At 48.4% G+C, this 13,658-nt stretch carries 13 protein-coding genes and 1 pseudogene; 6 read left to right on the top strand and 8 right to left on the bottom strand.

Going from position 1 to position 13,658, the window contains the following annotated elements; all coding sequences use genetic code 11:
- Positions 1–44: 44 nt before the first annotated feature.
- Complete coding sequence (rpmH, locus tag NQ518_RS09160; RefSeq protein ID WP_004351099.1) at positions 45–200, bottom strand: 50S ribosomal protein L34; 156 nt, start codon at positions 198–200, stop codon at positions 45–47.
- Positions 201–391: 191 nt separating this feature from the next.
- Here rpmH and efp point away from each other — a divergent pair, with 191 nt between their 5' ends.
- From efp to NQ518_RS09140, 4 genes are all read left to right on the top strand, one after another.
- Entirely contained in the window at positions 392–958 is a 567-nt protein-coding gene (efp, locus tag NQ518_RS09155; RefSeq protein ID WP_227962215.1) for an elongation factor P, read from the top strand.
- Positions 959–1,165: 207 nt separating this feature from the next.
- On the top strand, positions 1,166–2,218 hold the full coding sequence (locus NQ518_RS09150) for a glycosyltransferase family 2 protein (RefSeq protein ID WP_227207137.1): 1,053 nt from the start codon (positions 1,166–1,168) through the stop codon (positions 2,216–2,218).
- Positions 2,219–2,294: 76 nt separating this feature from the next.
- Complete coding sequence (gene radC / locus NQ518_RS09145; RefSeq protein WP_227207163.1) at positions 2,295–2,978, top strand: RadC family protein; 684 nt, start codon at positions 2,295–2,297, stop codon at positions 2,976–2,978.
- 147 nt (positions 2,979–3,125) lie between these two features.
- Positions 3,126–4,301: a 3-keto-disaccharide hydrolase gene (locus tag NQ518_RS09140; RefSeq protein WP_227207139.1), complete on the top strand. Its 1,176-nt coding sequence runs from the start codon at positions 3,126–3,128 to the stop codon at positions 4,299–4,301.
- A gap of 390 nt (positions 4,302–4,691) precedes the next feature.
- Here the strand turns inward: NQ518_RS09140 and kbl are convergent, their stop codons facing one another.
- Positions 4,692–5,879 carry a glycine C-acetyltransferase gene (gene kbl / locus NQ518_RS09135; RefSeq protein ID WP_004351083.1) on the bottom strand — a complete coding sequence of 396 codons (1,188 nt, stop codon included), beginning with the start codon at positions 5,877–5,879 and terminating at the stop codon, positions 4,692–4,694.
- 389 nt (positions 5,880–6,268) lie between these two features.
- On the opposite strand from kbl, the gene NQ518_RS09130 reads away from it, so the two are divergent.
- The gene (locus NQ518_RS09130) at positions 6,269–7,225 is read left to right on the top strand and encodes an NAD-dependent epimerase/dehydratase family protein (protein WP_036873334.1); all 957 of its coding nucleotides are present in this window, start codon (positions 6,269–6,271) and stop codon (positions 7,223–7,225) included.
- 19 nt (positions 7,226–7,244) lie between these two features.
- A complete protein-coding gene (locus tag NQ518_RS09125; RefSeq protein WP_227962217.1) occupies positions 7,245–7,424 on the top strand; it encodes a hypothetical protein in 180 nt (59 codons plus the stop codon).
- Positions 7,425–7,493: 69 nt separating this feature from the next.
- On the opposite strand, the pseudogene NQ518_RS09120 reads toward NQ518_RS09125, so the two are convergent.
- The 6 genes and pseudogenes from NQ518_RS09120 to NQ518_RS09095 all read right to left on the bottom strand — a co-directional run.
- Positions 7,494–7,637, bottom strand: a pseudogene (locus tag NQ518_RS09120) (anaerobic sulfatase maturase); the annotation flags it as partial.
- 179 nt (positions 7,638–7,816) lie between these two features.
- On the bottom strand, positions 7,817–8,512 hold the full coding sequence (locus NQ518_RS09115; RefSeq protein ID WP_227207143.1) for an SGNH/GDSL hydrolase family protein: 696 nt from the start codon (positions 8,510–8,512) through the stop codon (positions 7,817–7,819).
- 17 nt (positions 8,513–8,529) lie between these two features.
- Positions 8,530–9,294, bottom strand: a complete 765-nt coding sequence (locus NQ518_RS09110; RefSeq protein ID WP_227207145.1) for a UDP-2,3-diacylglucosamine diphosphatase — start codon at positions 9,292–9,294, stop codon at positions 8,530–8,532.
- Between the two features lie 170 nt (positions 9,295–9,464).
- A complete protein-coding gene (locus NQ518_RS09105) occupies positions 9,465–9,785 on the bottom strand; it encodes an iron-sulfur cluster assembly protein (protein WP_004350835.1) in 321 nt (106 codons plus the stop codon).
- A 176-nt stretch (positions 9,786–9,961) separates the two neighbouring features.
- Positions 9,962–10,744, bottom strand: coding sequence for a ZIP family metal transporter (locus NQ518_RS09100; RefSeq protein ID WP_227207147.1), 783 nt, complete (start codon positions 10,742–10,744; stop codon positions 9,962–9,964).
- 218 nt (positions 10,745–10,962) lie between these two features.
- Entirely contained in the window at positions 10,963–12,975 is a 2,013-nt protein-coding gene (locus tag NQ518_RS09095) for a BCCT family transporter (protein ID WP_227962219.1), read from the bottom strand.
- Positions 12,976–13,658 lie beyond the last annotated feature (683 nt).

The raw sequence follows: 13,658 nt of genomic DNA, 5'->3' as shown, positions 1-13,658 counted from the left end.
TTCTTTGCTGCTTTTTGGCGTCACGCCCGATAAGCTATGCTTGCTTATTTGCCGTGATGTTCGTCAGAAACGGTTAATTTCTTGCGGCCATGAGCACGACGCGAAGCCAGTACGCGACGACCATTCTTTGTTGCCATTCTCTCACGGAATCCGTGTTTGTTCACCCTTCTTCTGTTGTGTGGCTGAAATGTTCTCTTCATTGTTATTGATATTTATATTATTGTTTTCTGATTACTTTGGGGTGCAAAAGTACTCATTATTTTCGGAATAACAAAGGATTAAACTATTTTTCGGCTCAAAAAGTATGCTTTTTTGCAATTTATTCGTAACTTTGCACCGTTTTACAAAGCGTTACAAGCGACATAACTAATTATTCAAGATAAACAAACAAATGATCAATTCACAGGAAATAAAGATCGGAACATGTATCCGTCTTGACGGAAAAATTTGGACTTGCATCGATTTTCAGCATAGAAAGCCGGGCAAGGGTAACACAGTCATGATTACGAAGCTGAAGAATGTTTCTGATGGTCGTGTATTGGAGCGTACTTTCCAAATCAACTTTAAATTGGAAGATGTGCGTGTTGAGCGTCGTCCTTATCAGTATTTGTATGAAGATGCTACTGGTTGTATCTTCATGAATCAGGAAACTTTCGAGCAGATTCCTTTGCCCAAATCCGCTGTGACGGGTGGTGACTTCATGAAAGAAGGCGATGTAGTAGAGGTTGTTACCGACACCAGTGACGGCAGTGTGCTGTTGGCTGAAATGCCGGTGAAGACCGTTTTGCGTATCACTCACTCTGAACCGGGCATTAAGGGCAATACCGCCACCAACGCAACCAAGCCGGCTACGCTCGAGACTGGTGTAGAAGTACGTGTTCCGCTGTTCGTCAATGAGGGCGAACTGATTCAGGTAGACACCCGTGATGGCAGTTACCTGAACCGCGTGAGCGAATAAACGTCTTTTATAAAGAATATACAAGTCTCTCTTTACAGAGGGGAAGAACGAGAGGTTACTGCATCGGAATGGGTGTTGTAACCTCTTTTACTTTATAGTTGATGACGCGTCTGCCGTTCGCAGTACGTTGCATCGATGCCCATAGTGCGCTGCATCGAAGCCATCAACTTGTCAACTTGTCAACTCGTTAACTTGTCAACTAAAAATATGAAATACAGCGTAATAGTTCCGGTGTACAACCGACCGGACGAGATAGATGAACTCTTGGAGAGTATGCGGCGACAAACATTCACTGATTTTGAGGTGCTGATTGTCGAGGATGGGTCATCTTGTCCTTGTGATAAGGTGTGTGAGAAGTATTCAAACCTGCTGGACATCAAGTATTTCATGAAGCCAAACGGTGGCCCGGGCGACAGTCGTAACTACGGTGCTGAGCGGGCCTCGGGTGAGTATCTCATCATCCTGGACAGCGATGTGGTGGTGCCGCACGATTATTTTTATGAGGTGGAACAGGAGCTGAAGGCTGCTCCGGCCGACGCATTCGGTGGACCTGACCGTGCACATCCATCGTTCAGCGACACCCAGAAGGCCATCTCGTATGCCATGACCGCCTTTTTCACCACGGGAGGTATTCGTGGTGGCAAGAAAAAACTGGACAAGTTTTATCCCCGTTCGTTCAACATGGGCGTTCGGCGCGACGTCTATCTGAAGCTCGGCGGATTCAGTAAAATGCGCTTTGGCGAGGACATCGACTTCTCCATCCGCATCTTCAAAGGCGGCTACTCCTGCCGATTGTTCCCTAAAGCGTGGGTGTGGCACAAGCGCCGTACTGATTTTCGCAAGTTTTTCCGACAGGTGTTCAACAGCGGCATTGCCCGCGTCAACCTCTATAAGAAGCACCCCGAGAGCCTCAAACTGGTACACCTGCTGCCCACGGTGTTCACCTTGGGCGTGACGTTGCTGTGTTTCCTCATGATTTTCGGACTGATTTTGTGGTCGGGACCCAACAACCATTTCAGTTCGCATAGCGTTGGCAAGTATCTCTTTTGGGGTGGATTGTCACCGCTTGTCATCTATTGTCTGGCCATTTTAATCGACTCTTCCTACCGCAATGAAAGCCTGAGAATAGGATTTCTCAGCATCCGGGCCGCCTTCATCCAGCTCTTTGGTTACGGTCTTGGCTTCATCAGCGCCTGGTACAAACGTTGCCTGCGCGGCAAAGGTGAGTTCCATGCTTTCGACAAGACGTTCTATCGATAAAATTGCCATCATGAACCACCCGCAGGACAGCAGTCACCCGTGTTCTCCGCAGGATGAGAACAGGCAGGACGTTCCTATGCGTCTGGCCATCAACCATTGGTCGGAAGACGACCGACCGCGCGAAAAATTGGAGCGGCTGGGAGCTTCCTCGCTGTCTAACGCCGAGCTATTGGGCATTCTCATCGGGTCGGGATCGACGGATGAGAGTGCTGTTGACTTAATGAAACGCCTGCTCAACGGCTGTAACAACAACCTCAATAGTCTGGGCAAACTGTCCATTCACGAACTCACTCGCTACAAGGGCATCGGTCCAGCCAAGGCCATCACCATCCTGGCAGCTTGCGAACTGGCCAAGCGAAGAGCCATGGAGCGGGCCGAAGAACGGCAAGATTTGGGGTCGGCCGCCGCCATCTACGATTACATGCACCCCCGCATGCAAGATTTGGACGTGGAAGAGGCCTGGGTGTTGCTGATGAATCAAAACTTCAAGCTCATCAAGTCGGTACGCATCAGTCATGGTGGCATCAGCGAAACGGCCGTCGATGTGCGTGTCATCATGCGCGAGGCGGTGCTCTGCAACGCCACGGTCTTGGCCTTGTGTCACAACCATCCCAGCAACAACACCACGCCCAGCAGTGATGATGACCGACTGACCAGGCGTGTGAAGCAGGCCGCCGAGACCATGCGCATCTACTTTCTCGACCACATCATCGTCACCGATGGCCGCTACTACAGCTATCGTGAGGAAGGCAAGCTGTAGCCGCGACGAACTTGTGTGTGCAGGTAAGCTCAATTTAGAAATGCAACTTTTTGCGCAGCAGGCGGGATATTACAAACAAAATCCTTATTTTTGCATGAGTATGGTTGATGCCGTACCTATCATTCATTATTTAGAAAAATCTATTACATGAGAAAGAGAAACTTTTATTTCGTATGGGCAGTCTTTTTTGCCTTCTCCTTTGCTCCCCTTCAGGCCGGCGCTATCAGCCAGCCAGGCACAAACAATCTTCAGGTAAATCATCCGACGCTTGACCGCTCCTTGGATGGGGTGTACCGATTGTTGGATGAGATGAGGGCCGGCATGGATGCCAAGACGCAGAATCGGGCAACTGCACAAGCTGTCAAGTTGGTGGTTGCCTGTAGTAAGAATGGAGAGGTAAAAACATTGTATCTGCGTGAACTCATGCAGTTTACCGAGAGTAAGAGCCAACAAAAAACCATCTTGATAGAGTTGGGCCAGACCCGTTCGTACAAGGCGCTGCTGTATGCCTCCACTTTCTTGAATCATCCGTATCTCAAGAAAACAGCCGCACAAACCGTTTCACAGTTGGTGTTGAGTCGTCCTGACTTCTTGGATGAGGGAACAAAACCCGCTGTGGAAAAAGCCTGTGCGTTGCTATCTGGTTCGAAGGCCAAAACGCTTCGGCAGCTCATCGACAAACAAACACGGCAAAAACAAGTGAAATCTGGCTTCGTCAGTCTGTTCAATGGAAAGGATTTGACAGGCTGGAAGGGCTTGGTAGCCAATCCCATCAAACGACTTCAAATGTCCAGTGAGGAACTGGCTGCCGCGCAGGTGAAGGCCGATGCACAAGCCAAGAAAAGTTGGGTTGTAGAAGATGGGGTGCTTGTTTTTACGGGGAAAGGCGACAATCTTTGCACCGTTCGTCAATATGGTGATTTTGAAATGCTGGTCGACTGGAAGTTGCATCATGGCAAAGAACCCGATGCGGGCATCTATCTGCGCGGCACTCCGCAGGTGCAGATTTGGGATACGGCTCGTGTACATGTAGGTGCGCAAGTGGGATCTGGCGGACTCTATAATAATAAGGTGTACGAAAGTAAACCTTCGAAAGTGGCTGACGAACGAGTGGGCGAGTGGAATACGTTCAGAATTAAGATGATAGGAGATAGGGTCACCGTGTGGCTAAATGGCGAACTGGTGGTGAACAACGTGGTGATGGAAAACTATTGGGATCGCAAACAGCCCATCCCTTCTATCGAGCAGATAGAATTGCAGGCGCACGGCAGCAAGGTGAGCTATCGTGACATCTACATCCGTGAGATTCCACGAAAGCCATGACGCTTGATTGCTTTTGAGGACTGGATAGGTAAGTGCGTCCACAAAAGCCGCAGATTGCATCATCCTTCCTATGTTGTTTAAGTGGTGGCGTGTCAAAAAAAAGTTTCTGTTTTTTGACATGTCACCACTGCTGTTTTTTCTTAGTGTGTGGCATTGATTTTCAATAGCATGCAGATTGGCTGTCAAAGTTCATGAGTTTGGGCAACAAAGTCATGTCTTTTGCAACCTAATCCCATAGCTTTTTCAGAGTTGGATTTTTTGCTTTTGATAATCAGCCAGTTATGATGACCGACCCGTACCATAAAAAACGCTGCACAGCCATAGCCGTACAGCGTTGAATTCTATAGAAAAGTTTGTTTTTTTCAGGGTGCGTTAGATGTCGCACGCATATTATTTCAGCACGTCAAGCTCCTTGCCAATCTTGATAAAGGCATTGATGCACTTGTCCAGTTGTTCGCGCGTGTGTGCTGCAGAGAGCTGAACACGGATGCGAGCCTCGCCCTTTGGTACTACTGGATAGTAGAAGCCAGTGACGTAAATGCCCTCGTCGAGCAATTTTGCCGCATATTTCTGTGACAGCGGTGCGTCGTAAAGCATCACGGCACAGATGGCACTCTGTGTGGGTTTGATGTCAAATCCTGCTGCCAGCATCTTATCGCGGAAGTAAGTAACGTTCTCCACCAGCTTGTCGTGCAGGCTGTTGCCTTCTTTCAACATCTTGAAAACTTCCAGACTGGCGCCGATGATGCTCGGTGCAAGCGAGTTGGAGAAGAGGTACGGACGACTGCTCTGGCGCAGCATGTCGATGATTTCCTTGCGGCCGGTGGTGAATCCTCCGAGTGCTCCGCCAAACGCTTTGCCCAACGTTCCCGTGTAGATGTCCACGCGGCCGTAGGTGTCTTTCAGCTCACTCACGCCGTGACCGGTGGCGCCAACCACACCTGCCGAGTGGCTCTCGTCTACCATCACCAAGGCATCATACTTCTCTGCCAGGTCGCAAATCTCATCCATCGGTGCCACGTTGCCATCCATCGAGAACACGCCGTCGGTGCAGATGATGCGGAAACGCTGTGCCTGTGCTTCTTTCAGGCATTTCTCCAGCTCGGCCATGTCGCCGTTGGCATAGCGATAACGCTTGGCCTTGCAAAGCCGAACGCCGTCGATGATAGATGCGTGGTTGAGCGCATCCGAGATGATAGCGTCTTCGTCGGTGAGCAATGCACCGAACAATCCGCCATTGGCGTCAAAGCACGCTGCGTAGAGAATGGTGTCCTCGGTCTTGAAATATTCGCTGATGGCGGCTTCCAACTCTTTGTGAATGTCTTGTGTGCCACAGATAAAACGAACGGAAGACATGCCGAACCCACGGCGATCCATCATCTTCTTGGACGCCTCAATCAGGCGCGGATGGTTGGAAAGTCCCAGATAGTTGTTGGCACAGAAGTTCAACACTTCCTTCCCTTTGACCATAATGGCTGCGTCTTGCGGACTCTCAATGATTCTTTCCTCTTTGTAAAGACCTGCTTCTCTTAGTGCATCGAGGCTCTGACTAAGATGTTCTTTCATTTTACCGTACATAATATTAGGTTTTTAATTCTTCTTACGTACAAAGTAAGTCATTATTTTTGAAACGGCCACGGCTTTCATGTTATTTTTTATAAAAAGTAAGATTGACTTTCAAATTCTTACCAGAATCTTTCGGGGATGTCAAAAAAAAGTTGTTATTTTGCATAAAATAGGCAGCACCTCAATATAGAAAGTAAACTTTCTCTATGTTCGGTTTGCACTATTTTTACATAAGATAGGCGGCACCTCAACAAAACAAACAAGTTTGCTTTGTATTCGGTTTGCGCTATCTTTGCATCAAATAGGCTGCGCCTTGACAAAGGAAACATGTTCCCTTTGTATTCGGCTTGCACTATTTTTGCACTAAATCGTCTACTAAGGGTTAAAACACATCAAGAATAATGAAGAACATTTTGGTCATTGGGTCAACCGGACAGATTGGTTCGGAGCTGACCAGAGAACTACGAAAACAGTATGGTAACAGTCATGTTGTGGCTGGGTATATAATCGGAGCAGAGCCTACCGGTGAGCTAAAGGAGAGCGGACCGTCGGCCGTGGCTGATGTCACGAACGGGGAACTCATTGCGAAGGTGGTTAAAGACTATCACATTGATACCATCTATAACCTCGCCGCCCTGCTCTCTGTGGTGGCAGAGTCGAAACCAAGGCTGGCTTGGAAGATTGGCATCGATGGCCTGTGGAACATTTTGGAGGTGGCGCGCGAGAATCATTGTGCTGTGTTCACCCCCAGTTCGATAGGCTCTTTCGGTCCTACCACACCGCATGACATGACGCCGCAAGACACTATTCAGCGCCCACAGACCATCTATGGCGTTTCAAAGGTGACCACCGAGCTGCTTAGTGATTACTATTTTCATAAGTATGGCGTAGATACGCGTGCGGTAAGGTTCCCGGGCGTCATCTCGTACGTCACACCTCCAGGTGGTGGTACCACCGACTATGCCGTAGACATCTATTACAATGCCGTGCGTGGTGACCGCTTTGTTTGTCCCATCAAGGCCGGTACCAAGATGGACATGATCTACATGCCCGATACGTTGAAGGCTGCCATCATGCTCATGGAGGCCAATCCAGACAAGTTGATACACCGCAACGCCTTTAACATCGCGTCGATGAGCTTCGACCCAGAGGAGATTTATGCGGCCATCAAGGAGCAAAAACCCGAGTTTGAAATGGTGTATGACGTGGATCCATTGAAGCAAAGCATTGCAGAAAGCTGGCCCGACAGGATGGATGACAGTTGCGCCCGTGCTGAATGGGGATGGAATCCAACCTACGATTTGGAAAGCATGACCAAGGACATGCTGGAGAAATTGGCCATCAAACTCAACAAATAACCCGCAAGAAGAGCCCCACATGATTAGCTTTGAATGTGATTATAATAATGGCGCACACCCACAAGTGTTGCGCCATTTACTTGAAACCAACGACCAGCAGTCGCTCACTTATCGCTTTGATGCATGGAGTGAGCGCGCCAAGGCAAAGATCAAGGTGGCCTGCGAGGCACCCGATGCACAGGTATCCTTCCTCACATGAGAGGAGAAAGCGATAAAGCGTTTTCTGCCGCAGAATGGTTATAAAAGGATGGTGACTTGCTATATCCTCTTATAATAGGCCGTTCTCGATTGCATCCATGACGTTGGGTGGCGGACGGTGAGCAGTGAGTTCGCGCTTCATGAAATCCATGTAAGGGGCTACATGCGCAAAGAAATGGTAGTAAGCTTGGCATAAATCATTCATTGCAGGTTCACTCCGTTACTTCAACAGGTTCACACTGTTCATTCAACTCAAACTCACTCTGAACCGTTTTGGAGAATTGGTTCAGGGAACATACGTCCTGACAGGCGATGAGGTGGACAAGTTGTATGAAGCGCCCGCAGGCTTTGTCATCACCTAGATCGGGTGAGAGAAGGGCGAGACGATGGGCATTAGCGCAGTTTTTCAACTACGGGCACAATCAGTTTCTCCATCACCGCATATCCGGCAAGGTTGGGATGTACGGTTTCGGGTGTGTATTTGCTGTCCATGCCGTTGCCATCTTTAGCAAGCAGAGCCGTAAAATAGTCAACATACGGTATGTTGTTGGCTTTGGCGTACGCCTTTACTCGTGCGTTAAGACTGCGAATTTTCTGCATTCCGTCCTTGATTTCGGGCCGCCAACCGAAGTTGCGAGCAGGGAGGCAGGAGGCCAAGATGACCTTGATTTTGTGACAGCGAGCCATCTCCACCATCGAGATGATGTTGCCATAGGTCAGTTCTTCGTTGTATGCCCCTGTGTTTTCAGCGATGTCATTGGTTCCATAATTGAGCACAACCACCTTGGGTTGTAGCTTGATGACGTCTTCGCGAAAGCGCAGGAGGAATTGAAAGGACGTTTGTCCGCTGATGCCTCGGCCGATATAGCCATGCTTCTTGAAGAAGTCGGGGTGCTGCTTGACCCATCCTTCCGTGATGGAGTTGCCCATGAATACAACGCGCTTTTCACCTTTGGCCGGCTTTCCCAGTCGGGCGTTGTCTTGTGCATATCGTTTATAGTTCGCGAATTCGTGATGCTGAGCCACTGCTTGGCTCGCCGAAAATAACATGGATGAGAAGAGAACCATGCTTAGAAATTTAGTCTTCATTGATGTGTTATTTGTATTTATGGTTTGCTTTCGCCTTCGATATATTGTTCCATGAACATGTGCTCGCCATCAAAGACGGCATAGGTAAACTGCCATATCCAGTCGCCCAGGACCAACATGCGCGCCTTGCGACTCAGCGTCAGGTCGAGTTCAATGTGTCGGTGTCCGTAGATAAAATAGTCTACGTCGGCATGCGTCTTCATGTATTCATGGGTAAACTGCACCAAATATTCCTTGTCTTCCCCAAGATAAGGCGTCTCTTTGCCATCGGCCCGTTTCAAACGACTGTGTTTCGCCCAGGTTAGTCCGAGCCACATGCCCCATCGTGGATGGATGGCATTGAACAAACGCTGGCAGGTTGGGTTGTGGAAAATCTTGCGCAACAGCTTGAACCGATGGTCGGGATCGCCCAATCCGTCACCGTGTGCCAAGTAGAAAACCTTGTCGCCGATTTCTGTTGTCAAGGGTTTGCGGTGGACAATCACACCGCATTCTCGTTCCAGGTAGCCGTAGGTCCACAGGTCATGGTTGCCAACGAAGTAATGAACCTCCACGCCCATGTCGGTGAGTTCGCTAATCTTGCCCAAGAAGCGCGTATATCCTTTCGGCACGACATATCGGTACTCGTTCCAAAAGTCAAACATGTCACCCAGCAGATAGATGGCCGATGCCTTTTCCTTGATACTGTCCAGGAAGCGCACCAGTCGTCTTTCTTGTGTTCGTTGGTGTTGGATGGCCCACGAGCCAAGATGTGCATCAGAAAGGAAATAGACGTTTTTCATATTCAGTTTGGAATTATTTTCTTTGAACTTTTTGGGATGTCACCGTGTGATTGGTTTACTTTGACCTGTCACCTTCATGGGTAGTATTGCAGAATTGTTTCTATCCAACCAGCCTCCTCGCTCCTCCTTGCTATGGTTGGAGGGCTTTGAGTGGGAGGCGTTGCCATTCTTTAGTCAAATCCTAACTCTACCCTTGCCTCCTCGCTCATCATGCTCTGGTCCCATGCTGGTTCGAAGACCAGGTTCACGTTACAAGCCTTGATGCCTTCGAGGCTCTCTACCTTGCTTCTCACATCCTCCAGGATGAAGTCGGCTGCAGGGCAGTTGGGTGCGGTGAAGGTCATGTCCATGTCTACCGTATGGTCGTCTTGCACGTCCACCTTGTAAATCATACCGAGGTCGAAGATGTTGACAGGTATCTCTGGGTCGTACACTGTTTTGAGAACATCGACGATTCGTTCTTCTAATATTGTTTTTTCTTGTAGAGTCATATTTTAAGGATTTATAAGTTCACGAGTTCACGAGTTGACTAGTTTACGAGTTGTTAGCTTCTTTGCAAGGCATAATGTTCAAAGTTCACGAGTTGATAAGTTCACGAGTTGACGAGTTGTTAGCTTTTTTACTAATTATAAAGTTCAATGTTCAATGTTCAAAGTTCAAAGTAAATTTAGCCCAGCACCACATCCAGTGTCATCATAATGAGAAAACCAATGGCGAAGCCGATGGTGCTCCAGTCACTGTGCTCGCCTTGTGAGGCCTCGGGTATCAACTCTTCTATCACTACGTAGAGCATGGCACCAGCGGCAAACGACAGCATGAAAGGCAGCGTGGGCGTGAGCAAGGCGGCCAATAAAATGACCAAGACCGAGCCTATCGGTTCAACCACTCCGCTCAGTGCGCCCATGGTAAACGAGCGCCATTTACTTTTACCTTCAGATTTCAGGGGCATGGATATGATGGCTCCCTCCGGAATGTTCTGGATGGCAATGCCCAGTGACAGTGTCATGGCAGCACCCACGGATATGCCAACGTCGCTTTGCAGCATACCGGCAACCACCACGCCCACGGCCATTCCTTCGGGGAAGTTGTGTATCGTGACGGCTAAGATGAGCATGGTGGTGCGACTTAAATGCGCCCTTGGCCCTTCGGGTTCGGTGCTCCCCAGGTGCAAGTGGGGCGTGATATGGTCGAGCAGCAACAAGAATCCGATGCCTATCGCAAAGCCTACTGCAGCCGGCAACACCTGCCACTTGCCCATGTCGGCCCATTGTTCCATGCTGGGAATGAGCAGCGACCAAATCGAGGCAGCCACCATGACGCCCGACGCAAAGCCCAGCAATGCTTTTTGAACCACTGCTGACATTTGGTCCTTCATGAAGAAAACAAACGATGCGCCCAACACAGTTCCTGCGAGGGGCATGGCTAATATCAAAAGCAAATCACTCATCATGGTTCGTACTTCTTATGAATGACGGGGTAACATCCTCATGTTGTCCCCTTCATCAATACGTTACAAATGTAGATAAAAAATTCCGAATAGGAAGTTTATTTTTAGAAAAAACAAAAAAGGGTACCTCCGTGGCACCCTTTTTAAGTTGGTTCAATGTCGTTTGTCGACCTGTTGGTGCGCCGTTGCATGGAAATGCGTTCGGTGCAAGCCTTGAGTGATTACTTCAAGTGGTCGCGGTCTATCACCAACAATTCATTCTGTTCGTTGCGAATGATGCTGCTAAAGCGTTCGTATTCGCGCAGTACGTCTGCGATGATTTCTTCCTTTGTTAGGTATTGAATGTCATTGCCGCGCCTACCATCATTGTAATAAGTTACTGGAACGTACAGGTCAATCGTGTCAATGTTGGGCGTGTTCTCGTCATCGATGAAGTAGTCGGAGATGCTTTGCCGTTCGGGCATCACTCCATAAACGAAATTATTCATCTTGTTGTGCGGAATCATCAGTTCAATTCTCATCTTGCCCTCCTGCTCGCCTCGTATCTCGGCATGGATTCCTTTCGGCTCCAATGCCGCCAGAATCTCTTCAAAGGCTGGCCGAACCTTCTCGGCCATGAACCGTTTAACATCTTTTTTCTGCGAGTAGGTTAAGATTTGATCCAATCGTTGCTCCCAATGTTCTCCGTCCCAATTGCGACTACCATAGGGAAGTTTCGTCGAGTGATACAGGTTGTCCAGCCTCAAAGCCTTGACCAAGCAGAAGCACAACAGGGCGATGACAATGCCAAAAGGTAAGGCCGAGATTAAGGTCATGGTTTGTAAAGCCTTCAAACCGCCCGTGCGCAGCAGCAATAAGGATAGTAAGCAGAGCAGGGCACCCCAGAATACGTTCTGCCAACGGGGCGAATTGGGCCTGTTCTTGGTGGAAATGCTGTTCATTACCAGGATGCCAGAATCGCAGGATGTTACAAAGAACACGGCAATCATCATAAGGGCCAGTCCACAAAGAAATTGAGACATGGGAAACTGTTCCAGAAACTTGAATAGCAGTACGTCTGGATAGTTGGCCAGAGCAGACAACGCTCCGTTTGCGGTATTTTGGTCAAACCAGATGGCTCCGTTGCCAAAAACCGTCATCCACACAAAGATAAGTAAGGACGGAACCAGCAACACGCCCAGGATATATTCACGAATGGTGCGTCCTTTCGAGATGCGAGCAATAAACAAACCTACGAAAGGCGACCAGGAAATCCACCACGCCCAGAACATCACTGTCCAGTCGGTGAACCACTGTTGGCGTTGTGGCTCAAAGGCAAAGGTGTTGAAGGTGAGGTTGACAAACTGGCTGAAATAATGCCCAACACCTTCACTGAATGCGCTCAACAAGAAGATGGTGGGACCCAGTGCCAGGACAAAGATCAGCAGCAATACCGCTAACGCTAAATTAAGCTCGCTCAATCGCTTCACACCTTTGTTCATACCCAACAGTGTAGAGCAAATGGCTATGCTGGTCACTGCGATGACCAATGCAACTTGCCAGGTAAAGCTCTGTTCTTCTACCAGGCCCAAATAACTCAGTCCGGCGTTGAGCTGCATGGCTCCCAAGCCTAAAGAGGTGGCAATACCGAAGAAGGTACTCACCAAAGCGAAGATATCCACGACGTCGCCTACGGGGCCATTGATTCTATCTTTCAACAAGGGATATAAACCACTGCGAATGGCCAAGGGCAATTTATAACGATAAGAGAAATAGGCCAGCACCAGACCCACGATGGCATAAACACCCCAAGCGTGCAGCCCCCAGTGGAAAAAAGTGTGTAACTGGGCCTCTTTTGCCGGAATCGCAGAGTCGGCCAACGCTGGTGCTACATAATGAGTCATCGGTTCGGCCACGCCATAATACATCAATCCAATGCCCATGCCGGCCGCAAACAGCATCGAAACCCAAGAGAAAAAGCCATATTGCGGTTCCGAATTGTCTGCACCCAATCGGATGTTGCCGGCCTTGCTGCACGCCAAAAGCACCAGAAACACCATGAAGAAGGTGATTAGCAGCACGTAAACCCAACTCATGTTTTGGTAAACGTAGGTCTGAACCGTGGTCAACAAGGATTCGGCTTGGGTCGGAAAAAGCCCGCAATAAATAGATAGAAGAATTAATACTGACAAACCAGGAATGGCTACCTTGCGATCAAAAGCTGTCTTGAATTTAAATGTTTTTTGTCTTTCCATTGTTTTATTTCTGTTCAAGCCTCGCGGCAAACTGTCTTGGAAGCACATGTTACATTTGTCACTGAGTCAAACAAACGCCCAGAGACAGATACCAGGATGAGTTGCACCCTACAGTACTTCATGGATAATTGTGACATCTTTGTAGGAAAAACCTACGGTCACGGGCATAAAATAAGCTATTTTAGCGAGTGCATCAGATGGTTTTGCAGACTAAAACAGCGTATATTACTTCACAGAAAGCTTGCGCGACGGATGAACGACGGCGAACTTTCTGCGTACAAAATTACGAAAAATATGTTACAATCGGTTATTTATTTTCATCATTTAACGTAAATCGTATGGCTGGTTCTATAAATTAGCTTTGTTAGATTTTGAGCTTATTTTTGAGGTCAAAATGCAAGAGAGTGAAGGAGTGTAGCGAGCTACACGACTGAACGAACTTACATTTTGAACCAAAAAGAAGCCAAAAGATAACAAAACGTATTTCATAAACATTTGATGACTGTGTGCGGTGGTAATTTATAGAACCAGCCATAGATGAATGCAATAAAAAGACTGCACAGAATCAATCCTCCTGTGCTGCTTATCGAGCGGTTTTGCCCATCAATCGGCTGCTGTCGTCATGTAGCCACTAAGCCTTTTACCGTCAGCCCATGGGCGTTATGGGATTTCAGCTCGCTCTG

Origin of the sequence: Hoylesella buccalis ATCC 35310, from assembly GCF_025151385.1 — a bacterium.
Taxonomy (GTDB): domain Bacteria; phylum Bacteroidota; class Bacteroidia; order Bacteroidales; family Bacteroidaceae; genus Prevotella; species Prevotella buccalis.
The sequence above is the reverse complement of the archived record's forward strand: the minus strand, read 5'-3'. Positions and strand labels throughout refer to the sequence as shown.